The sequence below is a fragment of the Mycolicibacterium diernhoferi genome (assembly GCF_019456655.1).
Lineage (GTDB): Bacteria > Actinomycetota > Actinomycetes > Mycobacteriales > Mycobacteriaceae > Mycobacterium > Mycobacterium diernhoferi.
Genome location: NZ_CP080332.1, coordinates 5,347,095 through 5,362,233, shown reverse-complemented (window position 1 = coordinate 5,362,233; position 15,139 = coordinate 5,347,095). Strand labels below are relative to the sequence as shown.

At 68.3% G+C, this 15,139-nt stretch carries 14 protein-coding genes; 11 read left to right on the top strand and 3 right to left on the bottom strand.

Translation table 11 applies throughout. The features are described 5' to 3' along the window. Positions 1-67 precede the first annotated feature (67 nt). Positions 68-892, bottom strand: coding sequence for a class I SAM-dependent methyltransferase (locus K0O62_RS25465; protein WP_073856722.1), 825 nt, complete (start codon positions 890-892; stop codon positions 68-70). A gap of 275 nt (positions 893-1,167) precedes the next feature. Between K0O62_RS25465 and K0O62_RS25460 the strand changes: the two genes are divergently transcribed. From K0O62_RS25460 to K0O62_RS25445, 4 genes are all read left to right on the top strand, one after another. After that, positions 1,168-2,274 carry a type III polyketide synthase gene (locus tag K0O62_RS25460; RefSeq protein WP_205870686.1) on the top strand — a complete coding sequence of 369 codons (1,107 nt, stop codon included), beginning with the start codon at positions 1,168-1,170 and terminating at the stop codon, positions 2,272-2,274. 8 nt (positions 2,275-2,282) lie between these two features. Next, positions 2,283-2,783: an isoprenylcysteine carboxyl methyltransferase family protein gene (locus K0O62_RS25455; RefSeq protein WP_073856721.1), complete on the top strand. Its 501-nt coding sequence runs from the start codon at positions 2,283-2,285 to the stop codon at positions 2,781-2,783. 76 nt (positions 2,784-2,859) lie between these two features. Next, positions 2,860-4,980, top strand: coding sequence for a RecQ family ATP-dependent DNA helicase (locus K0O62_RS25450; RefSeq protein WP_073856924.1), 2,121 nt, complete (start codon positions 2,860-2,862; stop codon positions 4,978-4,980). 98 nt (positions 4,981-5,078) lie between these two features. Continuing rightward, a complete protein-coding gene (locus K0O62_RS25445) occupies positions 5,079-5,270 on the top strand; it encodes a ferredoxin (protein WP_073856720.1) in 192 nt (63 codons plus the stop codon). A gap of 3 nt (positions 5,271-5,273) precedes the next feature. On the opposite strand, the gene K0O62_RS25440 is transcribed toward K0O62_RS25445, so the two are convergent. Further along, the gene (locus K0O62_RS25440) at positions 5,274-5,936 is read right to left on the bottom strand and encodes a response regulator transcription factor (RefSeq protein ID WP_073856719.1); all 663 of its coding nucleotides are present in this window, start codon (positions 5,934-5,936) and stop codon (positions 5,274-5,276) included. 60 nt (positions 5,937-5,996) lie between these two features. Here K0O62_RS25440 and K0O62_RS25435 point away from each other — a divergent pair, with 60 nt between their 5' ends. From K0O62_RS25435 to K0O62_RS25405, 7 genes are all read left to right on the top strand, one after another. Next, complete coding sequence (locus K0O62_RS25435; protein WP_234800112.1) at positions 5,997-7,259, top strand: sensor histidine kinase; 1,263 nt, start codon at positions 5,997-5,999, stop codon at positions 7,257-7,259. Positions 7,260-7,421: 162 nt separating this feature from the next. After that, positions 7,422-8,708, top strand: coding sequence for a cytochrome P450 (locus tag K0O62_RS25430; RefSeq protein WP_073856717.1), 1,287 nt, complete (start codon positions 7,422-7,424; stop codon positions 8,706-8,708). A gap of 5 nt (positions 8,709-8,713) precedes the next feature. Next, positions 8,714-9,820 (top strand): NDMA-dependent alcohol dehydrogenase, encoded by a 1,107-nt coding sequence (locus K0O62_RS25425; protein ID WP_073856716.1) that lies wholly within the window; start codon positions 8,714-8,716, stop codon positions 9,818-9,820. Between the two features lie 2 nt (positions 9,821-9,822). Beyond that, positions 9,823-10,074, top strand: a complete 252-nt coding sequence (locus K0O62_RS25420; protein WP_073856715.1) for a hypothetical protein — start codon at positions 9,823-9,825, stop codon at positions 10,072-10,074. Further along, positions 10,071-11,588 (top strand): aldehyde dehydrogenase family protein, encoded by a 1,518-nt coding sequence (locus K0O62_RS25415; RefSeq protein ID WP_073856714.1) that lies wholly within the window; start codon positions 10,071-10,073, stop codon positions 11,586-11,588. The genes K0O62_RS25420 and K0O62_RS25415 overlap by 4 nt, the downstream gene beginning before the upstream one ends. A gap of 22 nt (positions 11,589-11,610) precedes the next feature. Further along, positions 11,611-13,116, top strand: a complete 1,506-nt coding sequence (locus K0O62_RS25410; protein WP_073856713.1) for an AMP-binding protein — start codon at positions 11,611-11,613, stop codon at positions 13,114-13,116. After that, positions 13,113-14,240 (top strand): acyl-CoA dehydrogenase family protein, encoded by a 1,128-nt coding sequence (locus K0O62_RS25405; RefSeq protein WP_073856712.1) that lies wholly within the window; start codon positions 13,113-13,115, stop codon positions 14,238-14,240. The genes K0O62_RS25410 and K0O62_RS25405 overlap by 4 nt, the downstream gene beginning before the upstream one ends. On the opposite strand, the gene K0O62_RS25400 is transcribed toward K0O62_RS25405, so the two are convergent. Further along, a complete protein-coding gene (locus K0O62_RS25400) occupies positions 14,241-15,137 on the bottom strand; it encodes an IclR family transcriptional regulator (RefSeq protein ID WP_073856711.1) in 897 nt (298 codons plus the stop codon). Positions 15,138-15,139 lie beyond the last annotated feature (2 nt).

The following is a 15,139-nucleotide window of genomic DNA, read 5'->3' as shown; positions in this document are numbered from 1 at the left end:
CAGGGGTGCCTCCGGGCGTCGTGCGGCGTTGCACAGAAAGAGGCCCAAGGTCGGGCTCGGTCCGGGTTCAGCCGAATTCCAGGAGCGTGTAAGCCCCGCGGATCTGCTTGGTCGGCGGGAACTGCCAGAACGCCGGGAACAGCTTGTTGAACACCAGACCCCGGCCCCGCGGCATCGGCAGATCGTGCACCGCCCGGATGCCGGGGACGGTGCCGACCAGACCGGCCAGCTGTTTCGGCGACAGACTGAACGGCATCGGGGGCACCCGGTACCTGCGGGTCGCACGCATCCCCTTCGGGGCGAACTTCTTGACCAGGGTCGGCGGCAGGTCGAAGACCATCTGCCCGCCGGGAAAACGCTTGGCGCACTCGGTGATCAGGCCCATCGCCTCGTCGGGCTGCAGGTACATCAACAGGCCTTCGGCGGTGATGAACACCCCGTTGCCGGTGTCCACCCGGTCCATCCAGGAATAGTCCAGCGCCGACTGGGCCAGGTTGGTGATCCGTGGCGATGAGGGCAACAACCGTTGCCGGAGCTCGATTATGGGCTCGAAATCGACGGTCAGCCAGCGGAAATCTGCCTCGGGCAGCGCACTGCTGAGCCGCCAGAAGCTGGTCTGGAAACCCTCGGCCAGCGCGACCACGGTGGCCGAAGGGTGCGTCGACAGATAGGCCGTGGCGGCCCGGTCGAAGGCCAGCGAGCGCACCGCCATCTCCTGGCCCCGCCGGCCGAACTTGTCGAAATCGAAGTCGATCGCATCGACGAGTCGAATGGCCATCGGGTCGTCGATGATGGCGTCGGGGTGGCGGGCCTGGTGTGCCCGGCCGTTGAGCGTCAGCAACGCGGTTTCCGAAACCCCGGTCAGAGCGCCGGCGTCGACCTTCTTTTCCATCCTGTCGAATCTACCCGCCGCCGGCGGGGCCCGGTCCGGGGCGGGCGGGCGCTTCCTATCGGCGAACCATCAGCGTGACCATACGTGATGACCAGATATCGGGCCATTTCTGGGAAGTCGCCGATAATGGTGATTCGATCCTGTGTGCATTCCCAGAAATGCCCGATGAACTGCGGTTATAGCGCAATATGGTAAATATGAAGTGAATTGGCGAGGTATCTCACAAATGGCGATTTCCGCTGAACTTGTCGACCATTTGCCGCGTTTCAACCCGCATGACAGATACATCGGAAAACCCGTTCATCGACACCCTGCGCGACCCGCGTCCGGGTGCCCCACATATCGCCGGAACCGGGGTGGCGCTGACACCGCACCGGTACTCGCAGGACGAGGTGGTGCGCGAACTCAGCACCATCGTCGACCCGGCGTTCATCCGGTTCGCGAGTACCAGCGGGGTGCAGACCCGCAGCCTCGCGCTCCCACTCGACCGCTACCCGACGCTGTCGGGCTTCACCGAGGCGAACGAGGCCTACCTGCAGGTCGCGACCGACCTCGGTGAACGCGCCGCGCGGGCCGCCCTCGACGATGCCCATCTGCAGCCAGAGGACGTCGACGCCGTCATTGCGGTGTCGAGTACAGGTGTCGCGGTGCCGACCATCGACGCCCGGATCGCCTCCCGGCTGGGACTGCGGCCCGACGTCAAGCGGCTCCCGCTGTTCGGTCTCGGCTGCGTCGCCGGTGCCGCCGGCCTGGCCCGGGTGCATGACTACCTGCGTGGCTTCCCCGACCATGTGGCACTGCTGCTGTCGGTGGAGCTGTGTTCGCTGACCCTGCAGCGCGACGACACCTCCATTCCGGCGCTGATCGGGCTGTGCCTGTTCGGTGACGGCGCCGGTGCCGTGGTGGCCACCGGTGCGCATCGAATTCCGTCCGGACCCAACATGATCGGCAGACCGCGGGTCCTGGACACCCGCAGCAGGCTCTTCCCCGATACCGTCGACGTGATGGGCTGGAACGTCAGCGCGAGCGGGTTTCAGTTGGTGATGTCGCGCGACGTCCCCCGGATGGCATCGGATCACCTCGGAGTCGAGGTCACCGACTTCCTGGCCGACCATGGTCTGACGACGGCCGACGTGTCCACCTGGGTGTGTCACCCCGGCGGACCCAAGGTGCTCGAGGCGATATCGGAGGCCCTCGAGGTCCCCGCCGGTGAATTCCGGCACAGCTGGGAGTCCATGCGCGACAACGGCAACATCTCGTCCGCATCCGTACTGGACGTGCTCGACCGCACGCTGACCGAGCCGCCGGCCCGTGGATCGACGGGCCTGCTGCTGGCCATGGGACCCGGATTCAGCTTCGAACTCGTCCTACTGGGCTGGTAGGTACGACGATGTATTACCTGTTCATCCTGCTGATCGGCGTCGAGCGGTTGGCCGAGCTGGCCGTCTCGCGCCGAAACGCCGACTGGTCCTTCGCCCGCGGGGGCCGGGAGTTCGGCCGGGGGCACTACCCGGTGATGGTCGGGATGCACACCGCGCTGCTGCTGTCGTGTATCGCCGAAGTCGCCGTCGCGCACCGCCCGTTCATCCCCGCGCTGGGCTGGCCGATGGTGGCCGTGGTGGTGGCAAGCACCGTGGTCCGTTGGTGGTGCGTGACCACGCTCGGCAAGCACTGGAATCCGAGGCTCATCATCGTGCCCGGCGCCGATCTGGTGCGCAGCGGCCCCTACCGCTGGATACATCACCCGAACTACTCCGCGGTCGCCGCGGAGGTGGTGGCGCTCCCCCTGGTGCATTCGGCGTGGTTGACCGCCATCGTGTTCACCATCGCCAACGCGGCGGTGTTACGGGTCCGGATCAGAGCCGAGAACCTCGCGCTCGGATACGCCTGAGACAAGGACCTGTGTGCCCCGGTCACCGAGTGCAGGTGACCGGGGCACACAGGTGTCTGCATACACTCGCGGGATGGTGGTGACCCGAGCTGACGCACAGGCGATCCTCGAACAGCTGGCCGGGCCGCAGGCCGTTCTGCGTGACGATCAGTGGATCGCGATCGAGGCGCTGGTGGTGCATCGCCGCCGGGCGCTCGTCGTCCAGCGCACCGGCTGGGGTAAGTCCGCGGTGTACTTCATCGCCGCGAAACTGTTGCGGGCGGCGGGGCGCGGGCCGACCGTCATCGTGTCGCCGTTGCTGGCGCTGATGCGCAACCAGGTGGCCGCCGCCGAACGGGCGGGTGTGCACGCCGCCACCATCAACTCCAGCAATGTCACCGAGTGGGACACCGTGCACCGACGGGTCAACGCCGGCGAACTGGACGTGCTGTTGGTCAGCCCGGAACGGTTGAACAACCCCGACTTTCGCGATGCGGTGTTGCCCGCCCTGGCCGCCGATGCCGGCCTGGTGGTGGTCGACGAGGCGCACTGCGTCTCGGACTGGGGACATGACTTCCGGCCGGACTACCGGCGCATCCGCACCCTCATCGCCGAACTGGGTGAGGGGATCCCGGTGCTGGCCACCACCGCGACCGCCAACGACCGGGTGGTCGCCGACGTTGCCGCGCAATTGGGTGTCGGCGGTGCCGACGATGTGCCGGGTGGCGGGGCGGACGATGTGCCGGGTGGCGGGGCGGACACGCTGGTGCTGCGCGGCGGCCTGGACCGGGAGTCGCTGCGGCTGTCGGTGGTGCAGGCCGGCGGCCCGGCGCAACGTGCGGCCTGGCTTGCCGCGCATATCGATTCGCTTCCCGGATCGGGCATCGTCTACACCCTCACCGTTGCGCAGGCCAACGACATCGCGGCGCTGCTGCGTGAACAGGGCCACACCGTCGCGGCCTACACCGGCGGCACCGAAGCCGCCGAACGGGAGCAGCTGGAAGAGGATCTGATCCACAACCGGGTAAAGGCCCTGATCGCCACCTCGGCGCTGGGCATGGGGTTCGACAAACCGGACCTCGGCTTCGTCGTGCACCTGGGTGCCCCGTCCTCGCCGATCGCCTACTACCAGCAGGTGGGCCGTGCCGGGCGCTCGACCGACAGCGCCGAGGTGATCCTGCTGCCCGGTCGCGAGGACGCCGAGGTGTGGCGCTACTTCGCATCGGTGGCGTTCCCGTCGGAAGCCTTGGTGCGCAAGGTGATCGACGCGCTGGATCTCGACCGCGTGCAGTCGACCGCGGCGCTGGAGCCGTTGGTGGACCTCAACCGGTCACGGCTGGAGATGGTGCTCAAGGTGCTCGACGTCGACGGCGCGGTGCGCCGCGTCAAGGGTGGCTGGATCGGGACCGGTCAACCCTGGGTCTACGACGAACCCCGCTACCGTCGCCTGGAAGAGGCCCGCAACCGCGAGCAGCAGGCCATGCTCGACTACCAGAGCACCACCGAATGCCGGATGTCTTTCCTGCGCAAGCAACTCGACGACCCGGAACTCGGGCCGCAACCCTGTGGGCGATGTGACAACTGTGCCGGGCCCCAGTACCGCGCCGACGTCGACGCGGGCGAGGCCGAGGCCACCCGGGAACGGCTGATGCGCCCGGGTGTGGAGGTCACTGCGCGCAAGCAGTGGCCGTCGGGCCTGAGCAAGCTGGGCATCGACCTCAGCGGTCGGATCAACGACGGTCCGTCGCCCGGCCGGGTCATCGGCCGGCTGACCGATCTGGGCTGGGGCGCCCGGCTGCGCAAGCAGTTGACCGAACCCGATGCCGAGGTCTCCGAGGACGTGGTCGGTGCGGCCGTCGCGGTGCTGAAGGCCTGGGACTGGGCGCACCGGCCCACGGCGGTGCTGGCCCTGGACTCGGTCACTCACCCGATCCTGATCGGGTCCCTGGCGGCCCGGCTGGCCGAGGTGGGCCGACTCGACAACCTTGGCGTGCTGCACTATTCGCCCGAACACCGGCCGGTGGCCGCGGCCAACTCGGCCTACCGGGTGGCCGCGCTGCACGGCGCCTGGGAGCGGCCGGCCGGGATGCAGGACGCCACTGTGCTGCTGGTCGACGACATCATCGATACCGGTTGGACGATGACGATGGCCGCCCGGATGGTCCGCGCCGCGGGCGCCGGTGACGTGCTGCCGTTCGCGCTGGCCGCGGTCAGCTGAGCTCAACCTGGCCCGTACAGGCCAGGTTTGGCGCGCGTAGCCCGGTTCGCCCGCCCGGTCAGAACCCGATACTCGGGGCGGACAGAGCAGGAGGAACCATGCGTATCGATGTCGATGTGACGCTGTGCGAGGGGCACGGACAGTGCCTGATGGCCGCACCCGAGGTGTTCGATCTCCCCGACGACGCCGACCATGTCGTCGTGCTCGACCAGGATCCGCCCGAGCAGGAGCGTGATGCGGTGGTCCGCGCCGCCGCCATGTGCCCGGCGCAGGCGCTGTCGGTCAGCTGAGCATCAGTCGTCGAGGATGCCGCTGCGACCGGCCAGCGCCGCGGCGGCGATTCGATTGCTCACACCGAGCTTGTTGAGCAGTGCGGCCACCATGCGTTTGGCGGTGCGTTCGGACACCAGCATCCGGTTCGCGATGTCGACGGTCTCCATGCCTGTCGACAGCAGCGTCCACAGCGTCAGATCGGCCGGGGTCAGGGAGTCCAGGATCGCCGCGGCCGGCTTGCGGGTGCTGGACAGCAGCGTGTCCAGCAGGCCCGGATCGACCACCCGCAGACCGGCCGCGATGGTGGCCAGCGGCTCGGCCAGCGCATCCGGTCGCACGGTCTTGGACAGGAACCCGTCCGCCCCGGCGCGCAGCGCCTCCTCGGCCAGCTCCTGGTCCTCGGTCCCCGACAACGCCAGAATCCGGGTGCCGGGATGGCGCGCCTTGATGTGCCGGATGGCCGCCACGCCGCCGAGCGGCGGCATGGACAGATCCACGATCGCCAGGTCGGCGTTGCACGAGGCCACCAGTTCGGCCGCTTCCTCGACAAAGGTGGTGCGGCCGCCGATCACGAACTTCTCGCCCCAGTCGCGGGTCAGCAGCAGCTCCAACCCCTCGGCGAACAACTCGTGGTCATCGATGATGACGACGACGTACGGCTTTCGGTCCGGCCTCGGGTTCACCCGAGGAGATGATAGTGATCCCGGCACCGGGTCCGGCGCCGAATGTCTAGGGTCGGGCGCGTGAACAGGTTGCCGTCGGATGCGGCGTTGGACGGCTACGGTCTGGCCCGGGTCGTCGTCGCGGTCCGGGTCGCGGTCGTGGTGTCGATCGCGGTGCTGGTCGCGGTCGGCCCGGACTGGATGAGCGCGCATGCCGCCGGCACCGCTGCGGTCCTGGCGGCGGCGCTGCTGTATGCCGCGGTGTTGATGGCCCTGCCCCGGTACGAGGTGCGCCGGACCCGGTTCGCGTGGTTGGTGTCCGCGCTGGACACGGCGTTCACGCTGGCGCTGATCGGCTTGACCGGAGGGGCGGCGAGCCCGGTGGCCTCGGTCCTCGCGCTGGTCGTGATCGCCTCGGCGGCCCGGTTGCCGCTGCGCCGATGCCTGCTGCTGTCCGCGATGGTGGGTGCCGGTTACCTGGCGGTGGTGCTGACCGTCGATTCGACCCATGCGGCGCTGGCGCCGTGGGTGCTGGGTCTGTGGGGGGCGTTGTACGTGGTGTTCATCGCCGTGATGAGCGGTGGGTTGTCCCGGCTGCTCGAACGCGAGCACCAGTCCCGCGTGCGCGCCCTGGTGGAAGCCGAGGCCGAGCATGCGGCCGCCGAAGAGGAGCGCGACCTGCGTGCCCGGTTGCTGCGCTCGTATGAGGCCCAGCAGGAGGGGTTGAAGGTGCTGTTGCACGAATTCCGCACGCCGGTGGCCTCTTTGGACGCGCTCACCGCGTCTGACCCGGCGTCCGATGATGCCGCGGCGAGCCAGCTCGTCCGGCGGCACTCTCGCCACCTCGCCGACATGCTCGACGCGCTGTCCGACGTCAACCTGTCGCGGCGGCCGGCGTTCTCCACCGGGCGGGTGCGCCGGGTGAACGTCGCCGACCTGATCGCCGAGGCCGGTGACGCCGTCGGCCTGCGGCCGCCCCGGCTGCGGGTCACCGTCAGAGGTGATGTCTCGACCATCCAGATCGACGCGCAGGGACTGCGCCGCGTACTGACCAACCTGTTGGAGAACGCCGCCCGGCACGGTCGCGACCGGCCAATCGACGTCGTGTGCGAGCGCCTCGACGATCACCTGCACTGCGAGGTGGGTGACCGTGGCCCGGGCGTGCCCGAGCACGCACTCGGTGAGCTGACCGGCAAGTTCGTCAGCCTGTCCGACCGGCGCGGCACCGCGGGCCTGGGCCTGTGGATCGTGCAGCAGATCATCGACGCCCTCGGCGGGACGCTGCAGTTCCGCGCCCGCGAGGAAGGCGGACTGACGGCGTCGTTCACGGTCCCGGTCGGCTGAGTTCCCGGGAGGACCAAGAGGGCCGTGGACGTGGCCCGCGCGGGCCGACGTTGGCCCACGCGACGTCCCCATCGGGTGTCGCGGTGACCAAAACTGGGCGACAACCGCCGCGTGACCTGCACCACAGGCCGGCGGGCGATGCCGAAAGGACACACACGCCTGATGACCGCAACGATCCCCGAGTCGTTCCCCGCGACCACCCACGGTGACATCGACCTGGCCGACCGGGAGTTCTGGGCCAAACCGCCGGCCGAACGGGATGCCGCCTTCGCGGTGCTGCGCCGGGAGAACCCGGTGGCCTGGAGCCGGCCCGCCGACTCCGACCTGCTGCCGCCCGAACAGAACCTCAAGGGCTTCTGGTCGCTGACCAAGCACGAGGACATCCGCTACGCCAGCCGCCATCCCGAGATCTTCTCCTCGGAGCAGGGCATCACCATGGAGGACTTCCCGCAGGAGATCCTGATGATGTCGCAGTCGTTCATCGCGATGGACGCGCCGCGCCACACCCAGCTGCGCGGGATCACCCTGGACGCCTTCAAGCCGCGCAATATGCGCCGCCTGCAGGACTGGATCCAACAGCACGCCCGCGACCTGGTCACCGAGATGTCGGGCCTGGGGGAGGGCGACTTCGTCGAACTGGTCTCGGTGAAACTGCCGGGCCGCATCTTCGGCAGCTTCTTCGGTCTGCCGCCCGGCGAAACCTACGAGCGGACCATCAACGCCGCCCAGCGCACCCTGGGCTGGACCGATCCGGAGGTGCGCGGTGACCGCACCGCCCTGGAACTGTTCGCCGGAGCGGTGATGGATCTGCACCAGACGGTGGCCGAACTGGCTCCCGAACGCCGCGCCAACCCGGGCGACGATCTGCTGTCCTGGATGGTGCAGGCCGAGTTCGACGGCGTCAAGATGACCGACGATGAACTCAAGGCGTTCTTCACGCTGCTGGCGGTTGCGGCCAACGACACCACCAGACACGCCTCGGCACAGGCGATCTACGCGTTCTCCCAGCACCCCGACCAGCGGGACCTGCTGGTCGCCGATGTCGAGGGGCGGGTCGATGGCGCGGTCGAGGAGGCACTGCGCTGGGCCTCGCCGCTGATCCACATGCGGCGCACCGCGACCCAGGACGTCAGGTTGGGTGGCAAGGAGATCAAGGCCGGCGACAAGGTGGTGCTGTGGTACAGCTCGGCCAACCGCGACGAGGACGTGTTCGAGGACCCGTTCACGTTCGACATCGAACGGAAGTCCAACCCGCACCTGGCATTCGGCGGTGGCGGCCCGCACTTCTGCCTCGGTGCCGCGCTGGCCCGCACCATGCTGCGCTCGCTGCTGACCGAGGTCTACACCCGCATCCCCGACATCACCGCGACCGACCCCAAATTCCAGGTCGCCAACTTCATCAACGGCATCAACAGCCTGCCCGCCACCTGGACCCCGGAAGGGAAGTAGAACGCATGAAGACCAAAGCCGCTGTGCTGTGGGGCCTGAACCAGAAGTGGGAGGTCACCGAACTCGAACTCGACCCGCCCAAGGCCCAGGAGGTGCTGGTCAAGCTGACCGCCAGCGGGCTGTGCCATTCCGATGACCACCTGGTCACCGGGGACATGCCGATGAACCTGCCGGTGGTCGGCGGTCACGAGGGCGCCGGTGTGGTCGCCGAGGTGGGCCCGGGTGTCACCGAGGTCGAGGTCGGCGACCACGTGGTGCTCAGCTTCATCCCCGCCTGCGGTCGCTGCACCGAGTGTGCGCGTGGGCGCAGCAACCTGTGCGTGTACGGCGCGGCCATCGTCGCGGGTCCGCAACTCGACGGCACCTTCAGGTTCCACGGCCGTGGCGAAGACATCGGTCAGATGTGTGTGCTGGGCACCTTCTCCGAGTACACCGTCGTACCGATCGCCTCGGTGGTCAAGGTGGACAAGGACATTCCGCTGGACAAGGCCGCCCTGGTCGGTTGCGGCGTCACCACCGGCTACGGCGCCGCGGTGCGCACCGGCGAGGCCCGCGACGGCGACACCGTGGTGGTGATGGGTGTCGGGGGGCTCGGCATCAACGCGGTGCAGGGCGCGGCACTGGCCGGCGCCCGGCACGTGATCGCCCTGGATCCCGTTGCCTACAAGCGTGAGCGGTCCTTCGAGTTCGGCGCCACCCACGCCGCGGCCGATGTCGCCGAGGCGCAGGCGCTGATCACCGACATCACCCGCGGCACCATGGCCGACGTCTGCGTGGTCACCACCGACAGCGGCGAGGGCGCGTATGTGGCGCAGGCGCTGAGCCTGGTCGGTAAGCGTGGCCGGGTGGTGATGACCGCCATCCCGCATCCCACGGACATGACCGTGGACATGTCGCTGTTCGATCTGACCCTCTACGAGAAGCAGGTCAGGGGATGCCTTTTCGGCTCCTCGAACCCGCGCCTGGACATCCCGCGGATGCTCGAGCTCTACCAGGCGGGCCGCATCAAACTCGACGAGTTGATCACCCGCGAGTACACCCTCGACGAGATCAACCAGGGCTATGAGGACATGCACAACGGGCGCAACCTGCGCGGAGTGATCAGGTTCTGAGAATGGACGCCTGGCAGTCCTTCGAGTTCTACCTACCCAGCTCGATGCCGAAAGCGGCAGTGGTGGACGAACTTCGAGAGCGCGTGCTGACCGTCGCCGCCGACCGCGGCGACTTCGTCAGGGACTTCCGGGTGAACCGACTGCAGCGGCTCGACACCGGCTGGAACCGCTGGACGGTGGGCTATCTACCCGGGCCGGCCCGGATCGGCCGCTTCCAACGTGAGATGACAGAGATGAGGACAGGTACAGCATGAGTGCAGCTCCGCACTACCGGATGTACATCGATGGCGCGTGGCGCAACGCCGACGAGTCGATCGAGGTACACAGCCCGGCCACCGGTGAACTGGTCGCCACCGTGGCCTACGGCGACGAGACGACCGCGGATGCCGCGGTGGCCGCGGCCAAGACCGCCCATGAGTCCGGGGTGTGGCGCAACACGCCGCCGCAGCAGCGCGCCGACGTCCTCGACGCGATCGCCGACAATCTGGCGGCCCGCGCCGACGCGCTCACCGCACTGCAGGTGGCCGAGAACGGCGCGACGCTGCGGGGTGCGGGCGCGTTCCTGATCGGCTACGCCATCGCGAATCTGAAGTATTTCGCGTCGCTGGCGCGCAGCTACGAGTTCCAGACCACCGGGCCGCTGATCGAGGCGCCGACGCTGGCATCGGGGATGACCATCCGGGAACCCGTCGGGGTGTGCGCGGGCATCATCCCGTGGAACTTCCCGCTGCTGCTGGCGGTGTGGAAGCTGGGCCCGGCGCTGGCCGCGGGCAACACGCTGGTGCTCAAACCGGACGACCAGACCCCGCTGACCCTGCTCGAACTCGCCCGCGCCGCAGACGAAGTCGGACTGCCCCCGGGTGTGCTCAACGTGGTGACCGGACCGGGCCCGGTGGTCGGGGCGCGGTTGGCCGAGCATCCCGATGTCCGCAAGATCGCGTTCACCGGATCGACCGAGGTCGGCAAATCGGTCATGCGGGCTGCGGCCGAAAATGTCAAGAAGGTCACCCTGGAATTGGGCGGTAAGGGCGCCAACATCGTGCTCGAGGACGCCGACTTCGACACCGCCGTGGACGGGTCGCTGTTCGCCTTCCTGATGATGAGCGGGCAGGCCTGCGAATCGGGTACCCGGCTGCTGGTGCACGAGTCCATCCACGATGAGTTCGTCGACCGACTGGTGGCCCGCGCGCAGACCCTGGTGATGGGCGACCCGATGAGCCCGGCCACCGATCTGGGCCCGCTGGTGTCGGCCAAGCAGAAAGCGCGGGTGGAGAAGTACATCGCGCTCGGGCAGGAGGAGGGCTGCCGGATTGCCTTTCAGGGCAGCATCCCGACGGATCCGGCATTGGCCGACGGACATTGGGTACCCGCGACCATCCTCACCGATGCGACCAATCAGATGCGGATCGCCCGTGAGGAGATCTTCGGCCCGGTCCTGGTGGTGATCCCGTTCGCCGATGACGACGACGCCGTCGCGATCGCCAACGACAGCGAGTACGGGCTGTCGGCGGGGGTATGGAGCACCGACAACGGCCGTGCCCTGCAGATCGCCCGCCGGCTGGAGTCGGGCACCGTGTGGATCAATGACTGGCACATGGTCAACGCGATGTACCCGTTCGGTGGGGTGAAGCAGAGCGGCCTGGGACGTGAGTTGGGGCCCGACGCCCTCGACGAGTACACCGAGGCCAAGTTCGTCCATGTCGACCTGACCAACGACCGCCGCAAGCGCGCCTACGCCGTCGTCGTGTCGGCCGCCCTGGCCGACTGACCGAAAAGCACGGAAAGGCACCATGTATCCGGGTACCCACGCCCAGACCGCCCCCGACCGCCCCGCGGTGATCGTCGCCGAGACCGGCCGCCGACTGAGCTACCGGCAACTCGACGACGACTCCGCGGCGCTGGCCCGCGTGCTGCACGACGCGGGACTGCGCCCCGGTGACGTCGTGGCACTGCTGTCCGACAACGCCCCGGAAGCGCTGGTGGTGTTGTGGGCGGCACTGCGTTCCGGGTTGTACATCACCGCGATCAACCATCACCTCACCGCCGACGAGGCCGGCTACATCGTCTCCGACTCCGGTGCCCGCGCGCTGATCGCGTCCGCGGCGTTGTCTGAGCTGGCAGCACCGGTGGGCGCGGGTCTGCCGCTGCGGCTGGCCTTCGGCGGCGACATCGAGGGTCATGGCTGCTTCGAGGAGGCCCTGGCAATGGCGGGCCCACGGCTGACCGAACAGCCGTGCGGGGCAGTGATGCTGTACTCCTCGGGAACCACGGGTTTTCCCAAGGGGATTCAGCCGGAGCTGCCGGGGCGCAGCGTCGAGGAACCGGGAGATCCGATCGTCGCGATCGCGAAGGCGCTGTACGGTATCGACGGATCCGACATCTACTACTCTCCGGCGCCGATCTACCACGCCGCCCCGCTGCGCTGGTGCTCGATGGTGCACGCGCTCGGCGGAACCGTGGTGCTGGCCAAGCGATTCGATGCGACCGCAACCCTGGCACACATCGAGCGGTATCGGGTCACCGTCACCCAGATGGTGCCGACCATGTTCATCCGGCTGCTCAAGCTCGACGCGGACATCCGTACCCGGCACGACCTGTCCAGTCTGCGGGCTGTCATTCATGCCGCCGCGCCCTGCCCGGTCGATGCGAAGCAGGCCATGATCGACTGGCTGGGCCCGATCATCTACGAGTACTACAGCTCCACCGAAGCGCACGGGATGACGTTCATCGACAGCCCGGACTGGCTCGCCCATCCGGGTTCGGTCGGCCGCAGCGTGCTCGGCGTGCTGCACATCTGCGATGACGACGGGCTCGAGTCACCGGTCGGTGAGGTGGGCACCGTCTACTTCGAACGCGACGCACTGCCGTTCCGCTATCTCAACGACCCGGAGAAGACCGCCGGCGCTCAGCACCCCGATCATCCGACCTGGACCACGGTCGGCGATCTCGGCCGCGTCGATGCGGACGGGTATCTGTATCTGGCGGATCGCAAGTCGTTCATGATCATCTCCGGTGGGGTCAACATCTACCCGCAGGAAGCGGAGAACGCGCTCGCGCTGCATCCCGCGGTGCTCGATGTCGCGGTCATCGGCGTGCCCGACCCGGAGATGGGGGAGCGGGTCAAGGCCGTTGTTCAGCTCGCCGAGGGCGTATGCGAAAGTGACGAGCTGGCACAAGAACTGATTGAGCACACCCGGTCGCGCATCGCGCACTACAAGGCGCCGCGGGAGGTGGAGTTCATCGAGGAACTGCCGCGCACCCCGACCGGAAAGCTCGTGAAAGGCAAACTTCGGTGACCGACGAACACAACCAGCTGCGCGAGGCGATACGCGACCTGTGTGCCAAGCAGATCGCGCCGCACGCCGCCGATGTCGACCAGTCGCCCCGCTATCCCCGTGAGGCGGTGACCGCGCTTCAGGCAGCGGGTTTCGCGGCGCTGCACATCCCGCAGGAGTACGGCGGCGAGGGCGCGGACGCGGTGTCACAGGCGATCGTCATCGAGGAAGTGGCCCGGGTGTGCGCGACCTCGTCGATGCTGCCGATCGGCAACAAGCTGGCTACCACGGGGCTGTTGCTGCGCGGGTCCGAGGAGCTCAAGAAGCAGGTGCTGCCCTCGATCGCCGCCGGTGAAGCGATGGCCTCCTACGCGCTGACCGAACGCGAGGCCGGCAGCGATGCCGCGGCCATGCGGACGCGGGCGGTCCCCGACGGGGATGGCTGGGTGCTCAACGGCACCAAGTGCTTCATCACCAATGGTGGTGAATCCACGTGGTACACCGTGATGGCGGTGACCGATCCGGACAAGGGCGCCAACGGCATCTCGGCGTTCATCGTGCACCGCGACGACGCCGGATTCACCGTGGGACCCAAGGAACGCAAGATGGGGCTGCGGGGCTCGCCGACCACCGAGCTGTATTTCGAGAACTGCCGGATCCCGGGCGACCGGATCATCGGCGAGCCGGGCACCGGCTTCAAGACAGCCCTGGCGACGCTGGACATCACCCGCCCTGCGGTCGGGGCCCAGGCCGTCGTTATCGCGCAGGGTGCATTGGATGCCGCGGTCGCCTACACCAAGGAGCGCAACCAATTCGGCAAGGCGATCGCCGATTTCCAGAACACCCAGTTCATGCTGGCCGATATGGCGATGAAGGTCGAGGCCGCCCGGCTGATGGTCTACGAAGCCGCGATGGCGGCCGAGCGGGGCGACGCCCGGCTGAGTTTCCTTGCCTCGGCGTCCAAGTGCTTCGCCTCCGATGTCGCTATGCAGGTCACCACCGATGCGGTGCAGTTGTTCGGCGGCTACGGCTACACCACCGATTTCCCGGTGGAACGGTTCATGCGGGATGCCAAGATCACCCAGATCTATGAGGGCACCAACCAGGTTCAGCGGATGGTGATGGCGCGCGCCCTGCTGAAGTGACTACGACCGGGCCGCCTTGACCCCGCCGAGGAGTCGGGTCACGGCGTCCGCGGTCTGGATCAACGCCTGCGCGCGCCGGCTGATCTCGTCGTCGGTGAGCGCCGCCCCGATCTGCATGGTGGCGACCATGACCTGACGCCGGTGATGGTCGTAGACCGGTGCTGCGATGACGCTGACGTCGTGACGCCGGTCGGCGTCGGCCTCGTCGCGCAGGTAGACCCGCTCCCCGATATCGGACACCAGTTCGCCCAGCAGGGCTCGCAGTTCGTCGGGCAGCGTGTTGGACATCCCGGCCATCAGCGCATACAGCCGACGACCCCCGGGGGTCATCCGCTCGACCAGATATCCGGCGCGGCGGCATTCGGCGATCACCCGGTCCAGGCGGTCGCCGTCGGTGCGCAGCGGGATGGTCGGCTCCTTCTGCAGCCAGTGCCGGACCGCGGCGTCGTCCCACAGCACGAACATCAGCCCCACGGGCGGGGCGAAGGGGTAGCTCTGCCCGACCCGCACGCCGACCGGTGCGCCCGGTGGCGCCACGAGTTCCAGCAGGGTGATGCGGTCGTCCACGACGGCCGACAGCGCCGCGGTCGCCTCGAACTGCTCGGAGAGCCTGCGCAACTCATCGCGGGCGGCCGGGCTGACCCGCAGTGATTCCTGGGCGATGTGCCCGAGCGAGATGAGCGCGGGCCCGAGTCGGTAGGTCTTGGAGTCGGTGTCGCGCAGCAGATAGCCGGCATCGGTGAGCGTGGTGAGGATGCCCAGACAGGTCGGCTTGCTCAGATCGACGCGGCGGGCCAGCTCTGAGAGCCCGAACCGGTCGTGTGGATATCGGCTCAGGAAGTCCAGGATGGTCAACACCCGGGCGGTGGGTGGGGACGCTCGATCTGGTGCCGGCACCC

Bases quoted from the DNA above. Each gene is read 5' to 3' on its own strand.
- K0O62_RS25460 (WP_205870686.1), top strand. From the start codon at position 1,168: ATGACAGATACATCGGAAAACCCGTTCATCGACACCCTGCGCGACCCG.
- K0O62_RS25410 (WP_073856713.1), top strand. From the start codon at position 11,611: ATGTATCCGGGTACCCACGCCCAGACCGCCCCCGACCGCCCCGCGGTG.
- K0O62_RS25455 (WP_073856721.1), top strand. From the start codon at position 2,283: ATGTATTACCTGTTCATCCTGCTGATCGGCGTCGAGCGGTTGGCCGAG.
- K0O62_RS25465 (WP_073856722.1), bottom strand. From the start codon at position 892: ATGGAAAAGAAGGTCGACGCCGGCGCTCTGACCGGGGTTTCGGAAACC.
- K0O62_RS25415 (WP_073856714.1), top strand. From the start codon at position 10,071: ATGAGTGCAGCTCCGCACTACCGGATGTACATCGATGGCGCGTGGCGC.
- K0O62_RS25425 (WP_073856716.1), top strand. From the start codon at position 8,714: ATGAAGACCAAAGCCGCTGTGCTGTGGGGCCTGAACCAGAAGTGGGAG.
- K0O62_RS25445 (WP_073856720.1), top strand. From the start codon at position 5,079: ATGCGTATCGATGTCGATGTGACGCTGTGCGAGGGGCACGGACAGTGC.
- K0O62_RS25420 (WP_073856715.1), top strand. From the start codon at position 9,823: ATGGACGCCTGGCAGTCCTTCGAGTTCTACCTACCCAGCTCGATGCCG.
- K0O62_RS25430 (WP_073856717.1), top strand. From the start codon at position 7,422: ATGACCGCAACGATCCCCGAGTCGTTCCCCGCGACCACCCACGGTGAC.